Source organism: Halococcus hamelinensis 100A6 (assembly GCF_000336675.1).
GTDB classification, from domain to species: Archaea; Halobacteriota; Halobacteria; order Halobacteriales; family Halococcaceae; genus Halococcus; species Halococcus hamelinensis.
The window spans coordinates 79,260-100,925 of the sequence record NZ_AOMB01000042.1 but is presented as its reverse complement, the minus strand read 5'-3'; the positions used below and the strand labels follow the sequence as shown (position 1 = coordinate 100,925).

20 protein-coding genes and 2 tRNA genes are annotated in these 21,666 nt (G+C 66.5%); 14 read left to right on the top strand and 8 right to left on the bottom strand.

Going from position 1 to position 21,666, the window contains the following annotated elements; translation table 11 throughout:
• The first annotated feature begins 197 nt into the window (after positions 1–197).
• From C447_RS15595 to C447_RS18380, 4 genes are all read left to right on the top strand, one after another.
• Entirely contained in the window at positions 198–2,171 is a 1,974-nt protein-coding gene (locus tag C447_RS15595; protein ID WP_007695629.1) for a 3-hydroxyacyl-CoA dehydrogenase/enoyl-CoA hydratase family protein, read from the top strand.
• A 51-nt stretch (positions 2,172–2,222) separates the two neighbouring features.
• Positions 2,223–2,297 (top strand) — tRNA-Glu (locus tag C447_RS15590).
• Between the two features lie 261 nt (positions 2,298–2,558).
• Positions 2,559–2,753: a cold-shock protein gene (locus tag C447_RS15585; RefSeq protein ID WP_007695627.1), complete on the top strand. Its 195-nt coding sequence runs from the start codon at positions 2,559–2,561 to the stop codon at positions 2,751–2,753.
• A 159-nt stretch (positions 2,754–2,912) separates the two neighbouring features.
• The gene (locus C447_RS18380) at positions 2,913–3,167 is read left to right on the top strand and encodes a hypothetical protein (protein ID WP_193361387.1); all 255 of its coding nucleotides are present in this window, start codon (positions 2,913–2,915) and stop codon (positions 3,165–3,167) included.
• 48 nt (positions 3,168–3,215) lie between these two features.
• Here the strand turns inward: C447_RS18380 and C447_RS17465 are convergent, their stop codons facing one another.
• Positions 3,216–3,635, bottom strand: coding sequence for a DUF2178 domain-containing protein (locus tag C447_RS17465; protein WP_007695623.1), 420 nt, complete (start codon positions 3,633–3,635; stop codon positions 3,216–3,218).
• Between the two features lie 235 nt (positions 3,636–3,870).
• Here C447_RS17465 and C447_RS15570 point away from each other — a divergent pair, with 235 nt between their 5' ends.
• The 3 genes from C447_RS15570 to pdhA all read left to right on the top strand — a co-directional run bounded on the left by C447_RS15570 (position 3,871) and on the right by pdhA (position 5,798).
• Positions 3,871–4,266 (top strand): hypothetical protein, encoded by a 396-nt coding sequence (locus tag C447_RS15570; RefSeq protein ID WP_007695621.1) that lies wholly within the window; start codon positions 3,871–3,873, stop codon positions 4,264–4,266.
• Positions 4,263–4,454 carry a helix-turn-helix transcriptional regulator gene (locus tag C447_RS15565; RefSeq protein ID WP_007695618.1) on the top strand — a complete coding sequence of 64 codons (192 nt, stop codon included), beginning with the start codon at positions 4,263–4,265 and terminating at the stop codon, positions 4,452–4,454. Before C447_RS15570 ends, C447_RS15565 begins: the two co-directional genes overlap by 4 nt.
• 234 nt (positions 4,455–4,688) lie before the next feature.
• A complete protein-coding gene (gene pdhA / locus C447_RS15560) occupies positions 4,689–5,798 on the top strand; it encodes a pyruvate dehydrogenase (acetyl-transferring) E1 component subunit alpha (RefSeq protein WP_007695616.1) in 1,110 nt (369 codons plus the stop codon).
• A 60-nt stretch (positions 5,799–5,858) separates the two neighbouring features.
• On the opposite strand, the gene C447_RS15555 is transcribed toward pdhA, so the two are convergent.
• From C447_RS15555 to C447_RS15545, 3 genes are all read right to left on the bottom strand, one after another.
• Positions 5,859–6,344: a cupin domain-containing protein gene (locus C447_RS15555; RefSeq protein ID WP_029601984.1), complete on the bottom strand. Its 486-nt coding sequence runs from the start codon at positions 6,342–6,344 to the stop codon at positions 5,859–5,861.
• A gap of 72 nt (positions 6,345–6,416) precedes the next feature.
• The gene (locus tag C447_RS15550) at positions 6,417–7,901 is read right to left on the bottom strand and encodes a Coenzyme F420 hydrogenase/dehydrogenase, beta subunit C-terminal domain (RefSeq protein WP_007695613.1); all 1,485 of its coding nucleotides are present in this window, start codon (positions 7,899–7,901) and stop codon (positions 6,417–6,419) included.
• Positions 7,894–9,594, bottom strand: coding sequence for a nitrite/sulfite reductase (locus tag C447_RS15545; protein WP_007695611.1), 1,701 nt, complete (start codon positions 9,592–9,594; stop codon positions 7,894–7,896). Before C447_RS15545 ends, C447_RS15550 begins: the two co-directional genes overlap by 8 nt.
• Before the next feature lie 273 nt (positions 9,595–9,867).
• Here C447_RS15545 and C447_RS15540 point away from each other — a divergent pair, with 273 nt between their 5' ends.
• Positions 9,868–10,080 (top strand): hypothetical protein, encoded by a 213-nt coding sequence (locus tag C447_RS15540; protein WP_007695609.1) that lies wholly within the window; start codon positions 9,868–9,870, stop codon positions 10,078–10,080.
• Positions 10,081–10,110: 30 nt separating this feature from the next.
• Here C447_RS15540 and C447_RS15535 read toward each other — a convergent pair whose 3' ends face one another.
• Together C447_RS15535 and C447_RS15530 are read right to left on the bottom strand one after the other, a co-directional pair.
• Complete coding sequence (locus tag C447_RS15535; protein WP_007695607.1) at positions 10,111–11,196, bottom strand: deoxyhypusine synthase; 1,086 nt, start codon at positions 11,194–11,196, stop codon at positions 10,111–10,113.
• A 360-nt stretch (positions 11,197–11,556) separates the two neighbouring features.
• Positions 11,557–11,631, bottom strand: a tRNA-Val gene (locus tag C447_RS15530).
• A gap of 144 nt (positions 11,632–11,775) precedes the next feature.
• Between C447_RS15530 and trpD the strand changes: the two genes are divergently transcribed.
• The 5 genes from trpD (at position 11,776) to C447_RS15505 (ending at position 19,107) form a co-directional block, all read left to right on the top strand.
• Complete coding sequence (gene trpD / locus C447_RS15525) at positions 11,776–12,795, top strand: anthranilate phosphoribosyltransferase (protein WP_007695603.1); 1,020 nt, start codon at positions 11,776–11,778, stop codon at positions 12,793–12,795.
• Positions 12,792–13,424 (top strand): phosphoribosylanthranilate isomerase, encoded by a 633-nt coding sequence (locus C447_RS15520; RefSeq protein WP_007695600.1) that lies wholly within the window; start codon positions 12,792–12,794, stop codon positions 13,422–13,424. Before trpD ends, C447_RS15520 begins: the two co-directional genes overlap by 4 nt.
• The gene (gene trpE / locus C447_RS15515; RefSeq protein ID WP_007695599.1) at positions 13,421–15,034 is read left to right on the top strand and encodes an anthranilate synthase component I; all 1,614 of its coding nucleotides are present in this window, start codon (positions 13,421–13,423) and stop codon (positions 15,032–15,034) included. Before C447_RS15520 ends, trpE begins: the two co-directional genes overlap by 4 nt.
• Entirely contained in the window at positions 15,031–15,666 is a 636-nt protein-coding gene (gene trpG, locus C447_RS15510; RefSeq protein ID WP_007695598.1) for an anthranilate synthase component II, read from the top strand. Before trpE ends, trpG begins: the two co-directional genes overlap by 4 nt.
• Positions 15,667–16,014: 348 nt before the next feature.
• Positions 16,015–19,107, top strand: coding sequence for an adenosylcobalamin-dependent ribonucleoside-diphosphate reductase (locus C447_RS15505; RefSeq protein WP_007695597.1), 3,093 nt, complete (start codon positions 16,015–16,017; stop codon positions 19,105–19,107).
• Between the two features lie 40 nt (positions 19,108–19,147).
• Here C447_RS15505 and C447_RS15500 read toward each other — a convergent pair whose 3' ends face one another.
• Entirely contained in the window at positions 19,148–20,776 is a 1,629-nt protein-coding gene (locus C447_RS15500) for a molybdopterin-dependent oxidoreductase (protein WP_007695596.1), read from the bottom strand.
• A gap of 93 nt (positions 20,777–20,869) precedes the next feature.
• Between C447_RS15500 and C447_RS18275 the strand changes: the two genes are divergently transcribed.
• Positions 20,870–21,010 (top strand): HVO_2523 family zinc finger protein, encoded by a 141-nt coding sequence (locus C447_RS18275; protein WP_007695595.1) that lies wholly within the window; start codon positions 20,870–20,872, stop codon positions 21,008–21,010.
• Here the strand turns inward: C447_RS18275 and C447_RS15495 are convergent.
• Positions 20,983–21,648, bottom strand: a complete 666-nt coding sequence (locus tag C447_RS15495) for a TVP38/TMEM64 family protein (protein WP_007695594.1) — start codon at positions 21,646–21,648, stop codon at positions 20,983–20,985. The genes C447_RS18275 and C447_RS15495 overlap by 28 nt on opposite strands.
• Positions 21,649–21,666: the final 18 nt, after the last annotated feature.

Below are 21,666 nucleotides of genomic sequence, written 5' to 3'. Positions count from 1 at the left end.
GGTGGCCGATCGAGGGTCGCGACCCGCTTGAATCGTGTCATCGGCGAAGCGCACCCCGCCCTCGTCGTCGCACTCGGGAATAAACCCGAAGCGAGTTGTTATCGTTCGGTCCGTCGCGTTCGAGTGGCGTGGTGGTGAACCGGGAGCCGGGCGGACGGAAACGTTGAAATCCCGCCGGTGAGTTGTAACGGTGAATCATGAACGTCGACGACATCGAGACCGTTGCCGTGCTCGGCGCGGGAAACATGGGCCACGGCATCGCCGAGGTCGCTGCGCTCGCGGGCTACGACGTCCGTCTGCGCGATATCAACGAGGAGCTAGTTGAAAAGGGATACGACCAGCTCGAATGGAGCGTCGGGAAGCTCGAGGAGAAGGGCCAGTTGACCGAGGAGGAGGCCGAAGCCGCGCTCGACCGCGTGACGACGCTGGTCGACGTCGAGGAGACCGTCTCGAACACGGACGTGATCATCGAGGTGGTCCCCGAGAAGATGGACATCAAGCAGGACGTCTATCAGGAGGTCGAACAGTACGCGCCGGAGGAGGCGCTGTTCGCCACCAACACGTCCTCGCTCTCGATCACCGACCTCGCGGAGGTCACCGAACGCCCGGGTCAGTTCTGCGGGATGCACTTCTTCAATCCCCCCGTGAGAATGCAGTTGGTGGAAGTGATCTCGGGTGCGCACACCGACGACGAAACCATCGAGACCATCGAGGCGCTCGCCGAGGCGTTCGGCAAGACGCCCGTGCGCGTTCGCAAGGACAGTCCGGGGTTCATCGTCAATCGAATCCTCGTGCCGCTGATGAACGAGGCGGCGTGGCTGGTCGAAGACGACGTGGCGACGATGGCGGAAGTCGACAGCACCACGAAGTTCGACATGGGTCTCCCGATGGGGAGCTTCGAACTCGCCGACCAAGTGGGGATCGACGTGGGCTATCACGTTCTCGACTATATGCACGACGTGCTCGGCGAGGCCTACGCGCCGTGCCCGCTGCTCGAATCGAAGGTCGAGGCCGAGGAACTCGGGAAGAAGACAGGCAAAGGATTCTACGACTACGAGGACGGCGACGGCGCGGAGATCCCGACCGACGCCGGTACCGACGAGATCGAGTCCCGATTGCTGGCCGTGATGGCGAACGAGGTCGCCAAACTCGTCGGCAACGACGTCGCGCCCGCCGAGGACATCGACGAGGCCGTGATGCTGGGGGCCGGGTTCCCGAACGGCCCCGCGAAGCTCGCCGACAACAAGGGCCTCGACTCGCTCTACGAGACGCTTTCCGACGTCTACGACGAGACCGGCGCGGCGCGCTACGAACCCGCCCCCGCACTCGAAGAGCTCGCGGGCGAGGGCTTCTACGGGACCACGGACGACGGTGATGGCGACGAGGTCGAGTTCGAAACGGTCGGAATCGAGTATCCGGGCGACATGGTGGGCGAGATCGTCATCGACCGCCCCCACCGGATGAACACCATCAACGTGGACGTGCTCGACGAGCTCGCCGCCGCCATCGAGCTGTTCGAGGACGACGACGAGGTGCGCGCGGTGCTGATCACGGGCGCGGGCGACGACGCGTTCTCGGCGGGTGCAGATGTGCAATCGATGGCGGCGAGCGCCGACCCGCTCGAAGCCATCGACCTCTCGAAGAAGGGCAAGGATACCTTCGGCAAACTGGAGGAGTGCCCGATGCCCGTCGTGGCGGCCATCGACGGCTACTGCCTCGGCGGCGGGATGGAGCTCGCGATGTGCGCGGACCTCCGGATCGCCACCGAACCCTCGCAGTTCGGCCAGCCCGAGTTGAACCTCGGCCTCCTGCCCGGCTGGGGCGGCACCCAGCGCCTCCAGCACATCGTCGGCGAGGGGCGCGCGAAGGAGATCATCCTCACCGCCGAGCGCTACGAGGCCGAGGAGATGGCCGACTACGGCTTCGTCACCGACGTGGTCTCGAAGAACGAGTTCCGGGAGGCCGCCCACGACCTCGCCGCCGACCTCGCCGCCGGCCCGCCGGTGGCCCAGAAGCTCACCAAGCGCGTGATGCTTCGAGGGTGGGAGGACACCGAGGCCGGGCTGGAGATCGAATCCCAGGCGTTCGGCCACCTCATCAACACCGACGACCTGATGGAGGGCGTCACCGCGTTCATGGGCGATTCGGACCCCGAATTCGAGGGGCACTGAACGCGGAACGCAACCCTTAACCCGAATAGTCCGGAAGCATTCGATGCGTCCGCTCGGTTGGTGTAGTCCGGCCAATCATTTTGGCCTTTCGAGCCGAAGACCGGGGTTCAAATCCCCGACCGAGCACTACAGCGAGGAACGAAGTGACGAGCGAAGCGCGCAGGGAGGCGGATTTGAGCACGGAAGTCGCAGCGCGAGCGTAGTGAGCGACCGTCTTCCGAAGTTCAAATCCCCGACCGAGCATTTTCCGAGCATCCGACCGGGGAGCCACGGCTTCCGGTTCCATCTTCCATGATTATCGATTTTTGGATGTGTGTCCATCGCACCCCGCATGATACCGCGACTCGCGCAATTCTTATGACCCGGTGGGCGTTGGCTTTAGAAGCAATGGCAAAAGGCACGGTTGATTTCTTCAACGACACTGGCGGCTACGGCTTCATCGACACTGAGGACTCGGACGAGGACGTGTTCTTCCACATGGAAGACATCGGCGGCCCGGATCTCGAAGAGGACACGGAAGTCGAATTCGACATCGAACAGGCTGACAAAGGCCCGCGCGCGACCAACCTCACCCGACTGTAAGTCGGACGAGTAGCGTACGCGGACTCTCACTCACCGAAATTTTTCGAGCGCTATCCCGACCAGCGACGCGTTCGCGCCGTCCGACCGGGGTCCCGTCGAACGCCTCGCGACCGCCGGGACCGGGCGAACGGCTATGGTCGTCGATGCGTATCACGGACCATGACCGCCGAGGAGACCGATTGGCGCAGAGACCGACTCCGCCACGATGGCAACCGTGAGTGCTCGTTCGTGGCTTTCCGTCTCGGCACCTCCGGTTCGGTTCTGCTCGTCGAAACCACCACCGCCCGCCGTGTTTCCGAGGCTTCCGCCAACCTGGATGTTGTGGGAGCCGTCGCGGATCTTCTCACGGCCGGACTGGATGACCACCAGGGTTCGAGCGCGCTACGGAGGGGATCACGAACAGGAACCCGGTGAAGTCGGTCAGCAGTCCGGGTATGATGACCGATATGCGCGAACTACCGACTAGTTGCGACGTTTGACGACCCCGAAACAGATACCGTACAGTAAGAATAGTCCTGATAGAACGAAGATCGCACCACCTACTGCTCCCGCGAGACCGACGTATCCACCGGCATCGAGAACATAGATTACTGGAACGACACTCAATCCGGCTACCATGGTGATACCGATCGTCAATCCGCTTGCTCGGTTGTGGAGGTCGTAATCTCGTTCGTCCTGAAGCTTTGTGTCGCTCCACAGTGGTGCGACGAGGGCGATTCCGCCGCCGATCCAGACACCAAGCAAGTAGACGACAGTGCCTGCGAGATGTTGCCCGAGTACCATTCCGGCGAGGAGACCGATTATGCCTATCCCACCGATGGCGTATACGAGCCGACTGTACGTCTGGCGAGTGATTCCCGAACCGGTTTGGATCGTCGTCATGATGTGTAAACCACCCTTTACAGTAAAGCGTATTTTACACTTCCTATTAAAACTGACGCCTCTTCAATATCTGGGAGCGATGTATCGGCGATCGTACCGAGTCAGTTCGTGGACAGTGCAGCTGGTCGACTCTCGGTTCTATCGTCGAACCGAACTCGGCTGACCCCGTTGGGGAGTGCCACAAGATTTAATATCGTGTGTAAAGCACATTTTACTGTAAAGCGAGGTTGACAGCATGACTGAAACGAGCTACACCAGAACGACGAATCGGAATCGACTGCTGTACATCGGGCTGTGGGCGCTTGCAACCATGGTCTTCGTTGGGACGACCGTGGCTGGCTACCCGGCGGTGGGTGCTGTCGCGTTCTTCGTCCTTGGAGGTGCGACGTTCACACTTGGAGAGCCAGAATCGATGTTCGATGAGCGTGATGCGAGTATCATCAAGGAGGCCAGCGCGAACACTATCCGGGTAGTCGGCCTCACGTCGGCGGTCGTCTTCCCGGTGGTCTCGGCACTGGCTGGCCTCGGGTATGTTGAGTTCCCCATGTGGCTCGCGCCTGTTGGCGGGTTCATCGCCGTCATGTTCGCGCTTTGGGGTGGTTTTCTGGTGGTGGCACGCGGGCGTCGATGAACAATGTCGTCCCTGAGTATCGTGAGTATCACGAGCTCTCGCAGGGAGAACTCGCTGCGGCTGTAGACGTCTCGCGGCAGACTATCAACGCCATCGAACGCGAGCGGTACGACCCCTCACTCGAACTCGCGTTCGCGCTTGCCGGCTTCTTCGAATGCCAGATAGAGGAACTGTTTTCCCCGGAGTAGTTAGTGCGAACGGTCCAGCGATGAGTTCGTCGTCTCCCGGGCGATCCACATGGCGTTTCATCGGAATTCGGGTTGGGCCTCGGTACTCATAGGGTTCGTCACCATCCGGGTGCCGAGTCCGGTTCGGAACCGTGGCTCGTCATCGGCCATCCGACGCGACGAACGCGACCGGCAAGACGGTTTTCCTCGTGGACGGAAACGCTATGCCGCCGCGCCACACAGGTTTCGGGAACCGTGACTACAGATCGCACACGGGGAGAGGACCGCGTGCAGGTGCTCGATCCCGACGGCCAGGTCGTCGACGGCGCGACCGTGCCGGCCCTCCCGGACGAGACGTTCGTCTCCATCTACCGCGACATGCGCTTCGCGCGCCACCTCGACGAGCGCCTGATCAGCCTCCAGCGCCAGGGGCGACTCGGGACCTACTCCTCGCTCGCCGGCCAGGAGGGCTCCCAGATCGGGTCGATGTACGCGCTCGACGAGCGCGATTGGGTGCTCTATCAGTACCGCGAGCACGGCGCGGTCGTCGTGAGAGGAATGCTCGCCGAGTACCTCCAGTACTGGATGGGCCACGAGTCGGCCAACGCTGCGCTCGCCGAGGTCAACATCGCGCCGCTCAACATCACCATCGGCGACCACCTGCCCCACGCGGTCGGGATGGCGTGGGCCTCGAAACTCAAGGGCGAGGACAAGGCGTTCGTGAGCCACTTCGGCGACGGCGCGACCAGCGAGGGCGACTTCCACGAGGCGATGAACTTCGCGGGGGTGTTCGACACGCCGAACGTCTTCGTCTGCAACAACAACCAGTGGGCGATCTCGACCCCCCGCGAACGCCAGACCGCCTCGACCACGCTCGCCCGGAAGGCCGAGGCCTACGGCTTCGAGGGGATCCGAGTCGACGGGATGGACCCCCTCGCGATGTACCAGGTGACGAAACGGGCCGTCGAGAAGGCCCGAGAGGGAACCGACGACGGAACCCCCCGCCCGACCATGATCGAGGCCGTCCAGTACCGCTTCGGGGCCCACACCACCGCCGACGACCCCTCGGTCTACCGCGAGGAGGGCGCGGTCGAGGAGTGGAGGGAGAAGGACCCGATCCCGCGGCTCGAACGCTTCCTCCGCGACACCGGCCGGCTCGACGACGAGCGCGTCGACGCCATCGAAACCGAAGTCGAGAGCGAAGTCACCGACGTCATCGAGACGGCCGAGGGGAGCGCCGAGGCCGACCCGGACGACCTGTTCGCCGACGCCTACGACGACCTCCCCGACCGGCTTCGCGACCAGCGCGAGTATCTTCGAGACCTCCGCGAACGCCACGGCGACGACGCCCTCCTCGACGACTGAGCTCAACCGCCGGACTACCAGCTCTCCCGTTCGTGCCGACCGCGCACCTGCCGCGGCGGATCACCCCGTCGCGAACTCGTTGCCGCACTCGGTGCAGGTGAACTCGAACTGGCCCTCGTCCGTGAGGTCGAGCTCGTGGACGGTCTCCTCGCCACACTCCCGGCAGTGGACCAGCGATTCGATCTCCTCGAAGTCGTGGCGGGCCTTCGGCGCGCCGAGCGCGAACCCGACCACCCGGTCGTCGGAGTCGTTCTTCCCGATCTGGAACTCGCCGGGCGCGAATCGAATCAGCCCGCCCGCCTCGATCTCGGTCTCCTCGCGCTCACGGCCCACCTCGAACGTCGCGGTGCCCTCCTGGACGTAGAAGACCTCCTCCTGGTCGTGGTGGGTGTGGAGGCCCCCGGAGAACGACTCGCCGGGTTCGAGTTCGAAGTAGTTCATCGCGAAGTCCTCGGTGCCGAGGGCGCTCGAAACCGGCTTCCGAACCGAGTGGACTTCGAGCGGGTTGGTGACGACGTCCACATCGTCGATGTTGACTTTTTCCACACGAACCGCACCGCCCTCGCGAGCAAAAACGTTCCCGCCGATACGACCTCGAAAGTTCGGACGCGCGGCGATTCAGTGGTCGGCTTCGTGGGGGTTGAGCACGGTGCCGTAGTTCTCGGCGTGTTCGGTGTACTCGATGAACCGCGGCGCGTCCGGGTCGAACGGCCGTTTGAGGGAGTTGAACGCCTTCTTCTTGTCCCAGGACTGGAGCCCGCCGACCGCGCCGCGGTCCTCGAGGTCGTGGTACGTGAGGTCGGCCTCGGTGTGCTCCCACGCGTCGAGACCCTGTTCGGTCCGGACGATCACGCTGGAGAACTCGTCGCTCGACCCCACCGAACCCACGGTGATGTCGGCGGCGTAGCCCGTGAAGTCCGCACACTCGTCACAGCCCTTCAGGGCGGCGTCGTGGAAGTTCTCGATGTCCTCGGTGAGGAGCTCCTCGCCGTCGTGGCCGTAGACGTACATGTTCCCGTGGAGGATGTCGAGCTTGCCGATCTCGTCGGGCGATATCCCGCGTTTCTCCTCGATCTGCTCCCCGATGAGTCGCTCGTAGTTGAAGTTCTTCGTACACATCAGCGCGATGGTGTAATCCACCGCGCGGACGCCCTCGTTCTGGGACTGGTAGTCCCACGAGAAGTCCTGGAGCGCGCGGATGCCCTCGATCTCACAGGGCGTGCCGACCATCGCGAGCGAGAGGTCCTCGGGGTCCTTGTCGGGGAGTTTGTGCTCCCACTGTTCGAGGTCGAGGTTCCCGAGCGCCATCGTCTGGTTGTAGAAGCTGCCCGCGTTCTCGATGACGTCCTCGGGGGTCGTGGCGAGGAAGCTCTCGGCCTTCCAGGCCTCGTCCTCGCCCTCGGTGGCGATCAGCGCGCCGTCGATCTCGCCGTCCTCCAGCAGGTGGATCAGGAGCGAGGAGACCACGCCGCCGTCCTGGGCGTTCCCGCGCCAGTCCTCCTCGACCTTCGCCGAGAACTCGGTGATCGGGTCGCCCGCGCCCTTCACGTTGTCCTCGCCGCCGGTGATCTTCCACTGGCGCTCGTAGCGCAGGCCGCCGCGGGGACAGAAGTCCCAGCACAGCGAACAGCCCGTACACATCTTCACCAGTTCGGGCAGCCCGTCGTCGCCGATCCCGATCGAGTCCGAGGGACAGGAGGCCACACAGGTCCCACACTGGATACACCGGCCGTCGTCGATCACGGCGGTGTCGAGCTCCATGAACCAGGTCTTGTCGTCTGGCTCCTCGATGTCGTTCATCTCCGAGCGGATCGAGTAGCCCGGCGTGTCGAGGTCCACACCATCCGGGACCCCGACACGGGTGTCCGGCGAGTCGCCGTTCTCGATCTTCTGACTCGTGCCCTCGGCCGCGGGTTCGGTGAACTGGACGTCGCCGAGGCTGCCGTTCTCGTCGACGTTCGCCGACTTCATGCCGCCGTCGGCGATGGCCTGGGGTTCCGACTCCTGCCCGCCGCAGGTACACTGCCCGTCGGTACAGCACTCGTCGCCGTCGCCGTCGTCGCTCGTCCTCGGCACGCCGGGGAGGGGGTCGCGGTCAGTCATCCGCCGCGACACCTCCCGAGACGTTGGCGTCCGCCTGTTGCATCACGGCCCGGAGTTCGTCGTTGCCGGCACGGCGACACCACTCGTAGAAGCGCTCGCCCTCCTCGCGCTCGTCGGTGTAGGCCGTGAACAGCTTTTCGAGCGCCGGGATCACCGCGGTCGCGGGCACCGCGTGCTCGACCCAGTCGAGGAACTCGTTGTCGGCACCCAGCGAACCGCCGAGGCCGAAGTCCATCCCCTCGACGATCGCGTCGTTCTCGTCGTCCGCGTCGTCGATATCCGTCTTGACCGTCTCGCCGCGGAAGCCGATGTCGGCGATCTGGGGCTGGGCGCAGGAGGCCGAACAGCCCGACATGTGCATCCGGACGACTTCGAGGTCGTCGGGGGTATCGATACGGTCGTCGAGTTCGCGGGCCCACCGCTTCACGCGATTCTTGGTCTCGATGATCCCGTAGTTACAGAACTCGCTCCCCGTACACCCGACCGCGCCGCGCGCGAACGGACCGGGATCCGGCTGGTAGTTCTCCGCGAACGGCTCCGCGAGGAGGTCGTCGACGTTCTCCTCGGGGATGTGGGTGATCAGGAAGTTCTGATCCGTCGCGAGGCGGAGGCTCGCCTCGTCGGTACCGTGTTTCTCCGCCGCGCGGGCGGCCTCGGCGAACTCGTCGCCGCCCATCCGACCCGCGACGACGTTGAAACCGACGTATCGGAGGTCCTCGTCGCGCTGTTTGTGGACGCCGACGTGGTCGCCCGTGTAGCCTTCCGTGAGGTCCTCGCCGCGAGTATCGAGGTCGACCGTACATCGGTCGCGAACCGCTTCCTCGAACTTCTCGGGCCCCATCTGCTGGACGAGATAGCGCATCCGGCAGACGCCGCGGTTGAACCGGTTGCCGAGCTCCTTGAACGTCTGGGCGACGGCGCGGGTGAACTCGACGGCGTCCTCCGGCGGGACGAACACGTCGAGCTCCGAGCCCATCCGCGGGCCGTCCGAGAGCCCGCCGCCGACGCGGACGTGGAAGCCGTACTGGTACTGGCCGTCGACCTCGCGGCGTGCCGGCGTCATCCCGACGTCGTTGATCTGGGACTGGGCGCAGTCCTCGCGGCAGCCGGTGATGGTGATCTTGAACTTCCGGGGGAGGTTGCCGTACTCCCGATTCTCGGTGAAGAAATCCGAGACCGCGTCGATCACGGGCTGGGCGTCGAAGACCTCGTGGTGGTCGAGGCCCGCCGCCGGGCAGCCCAGGACGTTGCGTGCGGAGTCGCCACAGCCCTGGATCGTGGTCAACCCCACGTCGTCGTAGCGATTCCAGATCTCGGGGACGTCCTCGACCTCGATCCAGTGTTCCTGGAAGTCCTGGCGCGTCGTGATGTCGACGTAGGCGTCGCCCCAGAGGTCGTTCTGTTGGTCGCCGCCGTACTCCTCGGGCGCGGTGGCGAACTCGTCGGCGACCTCCCCGACGACCTCACCCTGTTCGGGCGTGAGATAGCCGCCGGGGACCTTCGTCCGCATCATGAAGTAGCCGTCCTGTACCCCGTGGCTGTACATCCCGGCCCACTTGAGCCGTTCCCACTCGCCGTCGCCAGCGCGTTCTTCGATCTCGTCAAACGAGAGCCCCTCTTCGGCGTACTCCCGGACGTCCTCGATGACGTCGAGCGGATGCTTCTCCTGTTTCCAGCGTTCGACTGTGTTCATTGTGAATCAGATCGGAGCACCGGCGATATGCCGGCTAACCTTGGAGACACGTAGAGTCCTCCACTCATAGTATCCCCGGGTCACGGCGAGGTCTGACGGGGATCAAGGGTTCCGGAGGGTATTGCTGGAGCCTACGAGACGGCCGGCGGGGCGGAGCCGTGACGAACGCGGCGCTCGTCGCCGGTCGGATGGGATGGGGCCGATACGGGTCGTACACAGATCGGGAACACGACGGAGGAACAGACTCAAACCGGTCGCGGGTGGAGACGGGGTATGAACGAGGACGAGGGGGCCGGCGACAACGGGGAACCCGAGGTCGCCGCTGGCGACCGGTACCGGCTCGACGACGGCACGAGCCTCGAAGTCGTCGGCGTCGCCGACGACGACGTCGACGTGGTACAGTACGACGACGAGGGGGATCGGATCGGCGAGTACTCCACCTCGGTCGAGGAGTTCCGCGACGACGTGGTCGACCTCGCGGAGTAATCCGGGGACCGCGGTTGTTCGATTTCGGGGTTACTCGGTCTCGCCGGCGCGCTCGCGGGCGGCCGCCACGACCAGCGGCAGGGTGATGGTCGCGTCGGCGTAGACGCTCGCGTTCCGGGCGGCCTTTTCGAGCTTGCCCCACGACCGAGCCTCCTCCAGGGTCGCCCCCGAGAGCCCGCCGGCGTGTTCGGGGTCCATCGTCAGCTGGACGGCGTAGTCGTAGGCGTCGGGCGCGACCAGCATGGTCTGGAGCACGTAGTTTTTGGGTACTCCGCCGCCGACCACGACCGCGCCCGTACTCTCGGCCTCGTAGGCGATGTCGTTCAACCCGTTCATGTCGTCGAGCGCGTCGAGCGAGAAATCCGTGGTCTGGGAGTAGAGCCACGCCTGGAGACCCAGCACGGAGTCCTGGATCGCGGGGGCGTAGACCGGTACGTCGTGTTCGTGGGCGGCGGCGACGATACCCGGGTCCTCGTCGACCCCTTCCTCCTCGTTGACCTCGGCGTTCGCGCGCCCGAGTTCGTCGGTCAACCGCTGGATGCTCACCGTCTCCTCTATCGCGGGAAAGACCTCCTCGCGGAGGTGCGTTTCGAGCAGCGCGAAGTGTTCCTGTGGGAGGTAGACGTCGAAGATCCGGTCGACCTGTTCGTCGCGAAGCGTCTCGTCGTGGTCTCGAAGACTCCCGTTGCCGTGGTCGCGGCCGTGTTCACGCGAGCCTTCGGGCGAGCGTGAGCAGGGAGCGCCGGATCGCGTGTCGTGCGGCCCGGCGCGACCGTGGTGGTGCTTGCCGCCGATGGCCTCGATGGCGTCGTGGGTGAGGTTCGCGCCGGTGGTGACGAGCACGTCGATGTGGCCGTCCCGGATGAGGTCGACGACGACCTGACGCATCCCGGCGGGCACCATCGCGCCCGCGAGGCCAAAGAAGCTCGTCACCTCGGGGTCGAGCATCTCGGCGTAGATGTCGACCGCCTCCGCGAGCGCGTTCGCGCCGATGCCCGCCTTCCCGTACTCGGTCGCGAGTTCGCCCACGGTCATCCCTCCCGAAACCGTCGCGTGTTCGATGGGGTCGTGGTGGAACTCCTCGCGCGGCGGCTGGTCCGGCTCGTGGTTGCTCATGGGTCGGATCGGGATGGTATCGGTTTCAACCGCGCGGTCCGTCGGCGGACCGTCGGAAGTCCCTTTGCCATTCGGTACCAATACAGTCGAATGGAGAAACGATGCAACGAATGTGAGAACGCCGTGGAGTTCGAATCGGACGACGACAAGATCGAGTGCCCGGAGTGCGGGCACGTGATCCTCATCCACTGACCTCGGTTTCTCGGTTCGTTGCGGTACGTCGACACGTATCGCCACAGCTACGCAAGAGCAGCGAAGGAGGGGTATCGACCCCTCCACACCGGGAAACGCGATGCCTCGACTCCGCAAGAAAACCGACCGTTCCGCTGTGCCGTCGTTAGATTCGATCCGGAGAACGAGTGGGTTCGGGCGGATTTGAACCGCCGGCCTCCTCCATGTCAAGGAGGTGTCATAACCAGCCTAGACCACGAACCCGTCTTGGGAATAGTGGTTCCGCCGGGGCACAATTGAACGTTTCGAAACGACCCAGCCGACGGGCGCGCCGCGACCGGCGACGACACGTTTAAGTCGATGTACGGATTTGTCCATTACAACGCGAAGTAGTACATCCGTGATCCAATGAAAGAGCACATCGAGCGCGTGACGGACGGCGAGGACCTCGACCTGTCGACGGCCCGAGCGGCCGCGGCGGCGGTGTTCGAGAACGCGACCGACGCCCAGATCGGGGCGCTGCTCGCGGCGCTCCGGGCGAAGGGCGAGACCGAGACCGAGATCGCGGGGTTCGCCCAGGGGATGCGGAACGCGGCCCGGACCATCGACCCCGACTCCCGCCCGCTGGTCGACACCTGTGGGACCGGCGGCGACGACCACGACACGATCAACGTCTCGACGGCGAGCGCGGTCGTCGCGGCGGGTGCGGGCGTCAACGTCGCGAAACACGGCAACTACTCGGTCTCCTCCTCCTCGGGGAGCGCCGACGTGCTCGACGAGCTCGGGGTCGAGATCGAGGCCGAACCGCCGGCCGTCGAGCGTGCCATCGAGCGCGACGGGATCGGGTTCATGCTCGCCCCGGTGTTCCACCCCGCGATGAAGGCGGTCATCGGACCGCGAAAGGAGCTCGGGATGCGGACGATCTTCAACGCGCTCGGCCCGCTGACGAACCCCGCGAACGCCGACGCCCAGGTCGTCGGGGTCTACTCGCCCGACCTCGTGCCGGTACTGGCCCGCGCGCTCACGAAGATGGAGGTCGAACGCGCGCTCGTGGTTCACGGCTCCGGGATGGACGAGATCTGCCTCCACGGCGGGACGACGGTGGCCGAGGTCGACGGAAACGACGTCGAGGAGTACGACCTGACGCCCGCCGACCTCGGACTCGACGCCGCCCCGGTCGAAGCCGTCGCGGGCGGCACGCCCGCGGAGAACGCCGCCGACCTCCGGGGTATCGTGACCGGCGACCTCCGGGGCGCGAAACGCGACATCGTGCTCGCGAACGCCGGCGCGGCGGTCTACGTCGCCGGCCTCGCCGACGACCTCGAAGCCGGGGTCGCGTCGGCCCGCGAGGCCATCGATTCGGGGGCGGCGGCCGAGACGCTCGCGGTGCTCTGCGGGGCGGAGACGGTTCCGGGTGAGACCGCGTGACGCGCGCGAAGCTCTGCGGGCTGACCCGCGGGGACGACCTGCACGCGGCGGTCGACGCCGGCGCGGACATGGTCGGCTTCGTCACCGGGGTGCCGATCGAGACCCCGCGCGAACTCGACCCCGAGGCGGCGGCCGACCTGGTCGACCGGGTACCCGACGGCGTGACGAGCGTTCTCGTCACGATGCCCGACTCGCCCGCTGCGGGGGCCGACCTGGTCGACCGAGTGGGTGCGGACGCGATACAGGTCCACGGCTTCTCGGCCGAGGAGATCGACGAACTCGCGGCGGCCACCGACCGGTCGGTGTTCGCGGCGGTCGATGCGGCCGACGACCTCTCGGGGTACACCGCTGCGGACGCCATCGTGCTGGACTCGACCGACGAGCACGGCGCGGGCGGGACGGGCGAGACCCACGACTGGGAGCGCGCACGCGAGGTCGTCGCCGACCTCGATACCCCGGTGCTCCTCGCCGGTGGCCTCACGCCCGAGAACGTCGCGAGCGCGGTCCGTACCGCCGAGCCGTTCGGGGTCGACGTTTCGAGCGGGGTCGAGGAAGCCGGTGGGAAGAAGGACCACGACGCGCTCCGGCGGTTCGTCGAGCGTGCGACGGTGGAGTCGGTGCGCGCATGAGTTCGCCGCTCGACCTCGACCGCGACCGGTTCGTCGAACTCGCGCGCGATGCCGACGGTCCGGTCGTTGTCCACACCACCGCAGCGCTCGACGGCGATACCGAACCGCTGGCGGCCTACGCGGCGCTCGCCGACGCCGTCGGTGCCGAGTACACCTTCCTGCTGGAGAGCGCCGAGAAGGTCGCCTCCAGCGACCCCGACGGCGCGTTCGCCCCCGCCCCCGAGGACCGCCACGCGCGCTACTCGTTCGTGGGCTACGACCCCGCGGCCGCCGTCACGGTCGATCCGACCGGAACCGACGTCGAGACCTTCGATTCGCGCTACGACGACCTGCTCGACGCCGGCACGGGCGACACCCTCGACCGCCTCCGCGACGCGCTCCCCGACGTCGACCTCGTGAACTTCCCGGACAGCGACCGCCAGCAGTTAGAGGGCGGGCTCGTCGGCTTCCTCGCCTACGACGCCGTCTACGACCTCCACCTCGACGAGGTGGGGCTCGACCGCCCCGACTCGACCGTCCCCGACGCCCAGTTCGTGCTCACGACGAAGACCGTGGCGTTCGACCACGCCGCCGACGAGGTCTCGCTGGTGTTCACGCCCCTCCTCCGGCCCGGCGACGACCCCAGTGCGGTCTACGACGACCTCGTGAGCGAGGTCGAGCGGGTGACCGCAGCGCTTTCGAACGGCGACCCCACGTTCGGCGGGTTCGAACGCGAGGACGAACGCGCCGGGTCGCGCGAGGCCTACGAGGAGGCGGTCCGGCGCGCGAAGGAGCACGTCCTGGACGGCGACAGCTACCAGGTCGTGCTCTCGCGCACCCGTGAACTCGTCGGCGAGGTCGATCCCCGTGGGCTCTACGCCGCGCTCCGGGACGTGAACCCGTCGCCCTACATGTACCTCCTCGAATACGGCGGGCGCTCGGTCGTGGGTTCGAGCCCCGAGACGCTGGTCTCGGTTCGCGAGAACGAGGTCGTCTCGAATCCGCTCGCGGGGACCTGCCAGCGGGGCGAGAGCCCGGTCGAGGACCGCCGACTCGCGGGTGAACTCCTGGCCGACGAGAAGGAACGCGCCGAGCACACGATGCTGGTGGACCTCGCGCGCAACGACGTCCGCCGCGTGAGCGAACCCACCACCGTCCGGGTCCGGGACTTCATGAGCGTGCTGAAGTACTCGCACGTCCAGCACATCGAGTCCACGGTCACGGGTCGATTGGCCGCGGACCGCGACGCCTTCGACGCGACGCGCGCGACCTTCCCGATGGGGACGCTCTCGGGCGCGCCGAAGGTCCGCGCGATGGAGATCATCGACGCCCTCGAACCCAGCCACCGTGGCCTCTACGGCGGCGGCGTGGGTTACTTCTCGTGGGACGGCGACGCCGACGTGGCGATCGTGATCCGCACGGCCCTCGTCGACCACGGGAGCGAACGACGCGACACGCACCCACGCGCGCTCGACCGAATCGTGGTGCAGGCGGGCGCGGGCATCGTCGCGGACTCCGACCCCGCGAGCGAGTACGAGGAGACCGAGCGCAAGATGGGCGGGGTGCTCGCCGCGCTCGAACGCATCGAGCGCCCATCGGACGAACCCTCCATCCCGGAGGCGGGCCGATGACCGGGACGACCGATTCGGAAGCCACCGCGGACCGCCCGCGGGTGCTGTTCGTCGACAACTTCGATTCGTTCACCTACAACCTCGTGGAGTACGTCAGCGAACACGCCGACACCCACGTCGTCCGGAACACCGCTTCGCTCGACGAGATACGTGCTTACGACCCCGACGCCATCGTGGTGAGCCCCGGTCCGGGCCACCCCGAGAACGACCGCGACGTGGGGGTGACCCTCGACGTCTTCCGCGAACTGGGTCCCGAGATCCCGACCCTCGGGGTCTGTCTCGGGCTCGAAGCCGCGGTCTACGCCTACGGCGGGTCGGTCGGGCGCGCGCCGGAACCCGTCCACGGCAAGGCGTTCGCCATCGATCACGACGGGAACGGCGTCTTCGCGGGGCTGGACCAGGGCTTCCGCGCGGGCCGATATCACTCGCTTGTCGCGACGGAGATCCCCGACTGTTTCGCCGTGAGCGCACGCACCGACGACCTCGTGATGGGGATCCGCCACCGCGAGTACCCCATCGAGTGCGTCCAGTTCCACCCCGAGAGCGTGCTGACTGGTGTGGGCCACGACATCATCCGGAACTTCCTGGCGGGTGTCGCGAATCGCTCCGACGAACCAGTCATCGAAGGCTGATTTCAGCCCCCGATTTCCATCCGAAAACCCCCTCCGCCTTCGCGTCGATATCTCGTCCCCGTTGGGTGATTCCGTCACCGATGAAACCACTTTCACTCTGGTCTACCTACGGTTATGTGCTCAGGTGGAGAGTGTCCCGATAGGACGCGTGCGGGCGCAAACAGGTGTCAACATGACCAGCCAACGGACCTTGATTTCGATCGACGAGCCAGTACAGGAAAACGCGGGCCGAAGCGTTCATCACCCTCGCTTCAGTAGGAGATTCCCGTCACAGATGGTTGGGACTTCCTCTTACTTCACCCGGTGTATCGACCACAGAATCCCCGTACCCGCCCGGAGGAACGACGCGTGAGCCGCGCGAACTCCGCCGACGAGGTCAACCTCCCCGTCAAGCGCGTCGACGGCGAGACGCTTCAGGAGCGGCTCACCGCGAACGCCTACGACAACATCCTGCCGGCGCGCTATCTCCGGAAGGACGCCGACGGCGAGCTCGTCGAGAGCCAGGAGGACCTCTTCGAGCGCGTCGCGAAGAACGTCGCGCTCGCGGAGGCGGTCTTCGAGGCCGACGCGCGCGACGTCGATATTACTGTGCGGCCCGACCAGTTGAAACCGGACCACCCGCGCCGCGACGAGCTCGCGAGCGAGGTCTTCGGCACGGGCACGACCGCCGACTCCGAGGCCGAGACGGCGCTGTCGGCCTACAACGTCAACAAGTTCGCCTACGACACCATCGTTCCCGACCTCCCCGAGGGGATTCGAAGTCACGTCGAGGAGACGGCCGAATCGTTCCGGGACTCAATGGAACACCTCTCGTTCATGCCGAACTCGCCGACGCTGATGAACGCCGGCGACGAACTCCAGCAGCTTTCCGCCTGCTTCGTCGACTCGCCGGGCGACGACATCGACGACATCCACGAGACGGCCAAAGAGGCCGCCCAGGTCTTCCAGTCGGGCGGCGGGATGGGCTACGCGTTCTGGAAGCTCCGGCCCTACGGCGACGCGGTGGGGAGCACGGGCGGGATCGCCTCCGGCCCGATCACCTTCATGCGGACCTACGACCAGATGTGCGAGACCATCGCGCAGGGCGGCGCACGCCGCGGCGCGCAGATGGGCGTCATGCGCGTCTCCCACCCGGACGTCATCCAGTTCATCCACGCGAAAAACAAGGACGTCTCGCTCGCGCACTCCCTGCGGCTCAACGACCCCGACGACTTCACCCACACCCAGTTCGTCGACGCGCTCGAAGAGGCCCGCGAACTCATCGACGAGGAGGGGAGAGTCCCGAAACACCTCCGGAACGCCGTCGAGGGCCACCTCTCGAACTTCAACATCTCCGTGGGTGTCACCGACGACTTCATGGACGCGCTGAAGGAGGGCGGCGAGTTCACGTTCACGAACCCCCGAACCGAGGAACCCCACGTCGCCACGCCCGAGACGAAGGAGCTCTACGAGTGCTACGACCTCGGCGAGCACGTCGAGGTCGGCGAGGTCCTCTCGATCCCCGCCGAGGCGCTCTGGGAGCACATCGTCGACGGGGCCTACCAGAACGGCGAACCCGGCGTGATCTACCTCGAACGCGTCAACAAGGAGCACTCGTTCGACGTCGAGGAGCATCCCGACCACGAGATCCTCGCGACGAACCCGTGTGGGGAGCAGCCCCTCGAAGAGTACGAGGCCTGCAACCTCGGCCACATCAACCTCTCGACGCTCGCCGCGAGCGACGCGCCCGACTGGCGGGTCTGGTCGGCCGAGCACGAGGCCGAGTACGACTCCCACGAGGCCGCGATGGACGCCTATCTGGAGGAAGCCATCGACTTCGAGGAGTTCGATCGCCGCATCGAATTGGGTACTCGCTTCCTCGAGAACGTCGTCACGATGAGCGACTTCCCGGTGGCGAAGATCGAACAGAAGGTCCGCGAGATGCGGAAGATCGGGCTCGGCGTCATGGGCCTCGCCCAGCTCTACATCCAGTTGGGGGTGCGCTACGGCTCCGCGGAGGGCAACGAGGTCGCCCGCCAGCTCATGACCCACATCAACCACGGCTCGAAGGCCGCCTCCCACGACCTCGCCGAAGTTCGTGGAAGCTTCGACGACTGGGCGGACTCGAAGTACGCGAACCCCACCGAGTACCGCGAGTGGTTCGAGGCTCAAACTGGGGAGTCGGCCGACGACTGGGCCGACGGGTTCCCGATGCGCAACCACAACACGACGACCATCGCGCCGACGGGCACCACGAGCATGGTCGGCAACACCACCGGCGGTTGTGAGCCCATCTACAACGTCGCCTACTACAAGAACGTCTCCGACGACGTCCAGGGCGACGAGATGCTCGTCGAGTTCGACGACTACTTCCTCCGTGTCCTAGAGGCCAACGACATCGACGTCGACGCGGTGAAACGAGAGGCCCAGGACCAGATGAGTAGCAACGAATTCGACGGCGTCGAGGGGCTCGATTCGGTGCCGGACGCCATCGGCGAGCTGTTCGTCGTGACCGCGGACCTCACCGGGAAACAGCACGCGGCGGTCCAGTGTGCCTGTCAGGCCGGTGTGGACTCGGCCATCTCGAAGACCTGTAACTTCCCGAACAGCGCCTCGAAGGAGGACATGGACGAGGTCTATCGCTACATCTACGACAACGGCGGGAAGGGCGTCACCGTCTACCGCGACGGCACGCGTTCGAAGCAGGTCCTCACGACCCGTGCGGACAACGCCGAGTTCGCCGACGAGGACGAGGCGGCGGCGGTCATCGCCGAACAGATCGAGGAGGTCTTCGGCGGCCTCTCCGAGTTCCTCGACAACGAGGACGTCCGGGCGGCGCTCGACGCCGACCTCGACGGGCTCGCCGAGCCCGCCTACGCCGAGAAGCAGCCCCGGCCCGACGTGCTCCACGGCGTGACCCAGCGCATCGACACGGGCTACGGCAAGCTCTACGTCAACATCAACGAGGACAACCAGGGACGGGCGTTCGAGCTCTTCGCCAACATCGGCCACTCCGGCGGGTTCACCAACTCGTTCACCGAGGCGCTCGCGAAGGTCATCTCGACCGCGCTCCGGTCGGGCGTCGACCCGGTCGAGATCGCCGACGAACTCAACGGCACGCGAAGTCCGAAGGTCGCCTGGGACAAGGGCGAGCAGATCCAGTCGATCCCGGACGCCATCGGCACCGCGATGCGGCGCTACCTCGACGGCGAGATCGAGCAGGCCTACCCCAAGCAGGCGAACCTCGACGAGATCGCCGACGAGAGCGCGGCGAGCGGTGCGGAACCCGACGGCGGGGTCGCGACCCAGGAGGGCTCCGCGGACCGGGGCCGAACCAAATCGGACGCCCAGAAACTCATCGACAACGGCGAGAGCCCCGAGTGTCCGAGCTGTGGCTCGTTCACGCTCTACTACTCCGAGGGCTGCAAGACGTGCGAGTCCTGCGGCTGGTCGGAGTGCTGATCTGAAATCGGTGCAATACTGACGGCTGAAGAAATCGAACTCAGCCGTCGATCGTCTTCGAGACCCAACCGGTCGCCCCGCTCGGGAACGGTTTCTGCGTCTTTTTCGGCTGGAGCGTGCCGGTGCCGTCCGTCGCGCGCACCACCACCTCGTGACTCTCGCCCGGCGAGTCGTAGGTGTACTCCCACTGTCGCCAGACGTCGCCGTTGAGGTTCGGGGTGAGCACCGCGGAGAGCGTCGCGTCGGTCCAGGAGTTCCCGCCGTCGGTCGAGACTTCCACGTTGTCGATCCCGCGGGTGCCGGCGTAGGCGTGGCCGCCGACCTGGATCCGGCCGTCGTCGAGGCGGTTGGTGGCGTGGAGCTTGGCGACGGTGTTGACGGGCCCGGTGCCGTGCCAGCCCTTCTTCTCCCAGAAGCCCTTCGCGGGGTCGTCGAGCACTTCGATCCCCGTGAGCCACTTGACGTTGATCTCGCCCCAGTGGCCGGGGATCAGCGCCCGGACCGGGTAGCCGTGAGCCTGCGGAAGCACCTCGCCGTCCATGCCGTAGGCGAGGAAGCCGGTTCTGAGCGCCTCGACGGGGAACTCCTGGTAGTAGTCGTCGGCCGCCCGGAGCATCACGTACTCACCCTGTAGCCCCGCCTCGTCGAGCACGCGCCCCATCGGCACGCCGGTCCAGACCGCGTTGTCCATGCTCTTGCCGTTGAGGTCGTCGCTGACACACCGGAGCGTGCCGAAGCGGTTCTCCGACGCCATTCCGGTGATGTCGTCGTAGGTGAATTTCCCCTCGTTCTCGACCGCCCCGGTCACCGACAGCGACCAGTCGTCGGCGTTCACGTCGGGGTCGATGTTGCTGATGTCGACCTGATAGAAGTCCTCGCCGCTCACCAGTCCTTCGAGCCCCTCGATACCGAGCGATTTCGACTCCGCCAGCGAGAGCATCTCGCCAACCGACGGGCCACCGTTTCCGCCGCCCTCCCCACCGCTCCCGTTGCTCGCGTTTCCACCGCTCGCGTTGCCGCCCGCGGTGTTCCGATTCCCGCCCTCGCTCTCGTTGCCGATCTCGACCTGTGAGGCGGCCTCGCTCGTACTCCCCCCACCACGACTCCCGAGGAGGTAGCCGAGGACGCCGACGCCGAACACGCCCGCGACGCTTCCGAGCACCGACCGACGACCGCCGGAGACCGGTTCGCTGGTTCCGCCGGCCGTCCCGGCGAGCCCCGCGAGGCCGACCACGACCGCGCTCCCGAGACCGGCCCCGAGCGCCGTCACCGGCGCACCAGTGAGGACGGCGGCCGCGAGCCAGACGAGGACCCCGGCGATCCCCACGGGAACGAACCGGTTCCCGTATCGCCGGCCGGTCGCGAGCGCCGCGAGCGTGAGGCAGGCGAACAGCAGGACGCCGAGCCCGACCGCCAGCACGAGGTTGGCCTGCTGGCCGAGGTGTTCGATCCCGATCTGGGTGCCGATAGTGGTCAGCGGTCCGATCGCGAACTGGAGGAGCACGCCCGGCGCGTTCTGGGTCACGACCGACGTCACCGGTGCGGCGACGAACGACTCCGAGTAGCCCGCGAGCGCGTACGACCCGGCCACTCCTGCGACGCCTGCGAGCAGTGCCGTCAGTACCGAAAGGACCACCGACCCGCGTTGCGATTCGCTCATGGCTTCCATGGGTTCCTCGGCGGAATGAAGCTTGGCCGTATTCCCACCCAATTCGTCGCTCCGCGGAGAAAGGCTTAGGCACGCCGCCCGGATCCCCGAGGTATGCACGAGACGACCGACGGAATCGAGTCCACGCGCGGCCGCCCGTGTCCGGCCTGTGGAGCCGCGATGGAACACCGTCACTGCGAGTACGTCTGCCCGCGCCACGGCGTGGTCTACGACTGCTCGGACACGTTCTGGTAACGTTCTCGAAAGTGGTCGTAGGCCGGCCCCGCGAGCAGTAGCCCGGCCACCGCGACCGCCGCGGCGACGAACTCCATTCCGACGCCCCCGACCCCCTCGACGGCGAGCCGTGAGACCGAACCGCCCGCGAGCACGGCCGCGGCCGTCCACGGGGTCTCGCCGAGCAACGTGCCGACGAGATAGGCCCGGAGCCCGATGCCCGAGACGCCCGCCCCGAACGAGACGGGTTCGGCGGGCAGCGGCGCGAGGCGCGCCGCGACCACCCCGCGAACGCCGCCCGTGCGTTCGAAGAAGCGTTCGCCGGCGCTGCCGACCCGATCGAGCAAGCCCGACCCGTTGTCGGCGGTGCGTCCGAGCGCGTAGGCCGGCAGACACGAGAGGCAGACGCACGCGAGCGCGAACGGCAGTCCCACGAGGCCGAAGCCGTAGCCCACGACCGCCGAACAGAGGCTCAGCGGCCACGCGACGACGGGGCGCACGGTGTAGAGCGCCACCACGGCGAGCCCGAACAGCAGTGGATCCGCCCGGAGTGTCGCCACCCACGCGAGCACCGCGTCGGGCGAGACCACCACCGCCGCGAGCGCCACGACCGACCCGACGACCGCCGCGCCGACCGCCCACCGGGGAACGCGTGACACGTCCGATATCGTGCGACC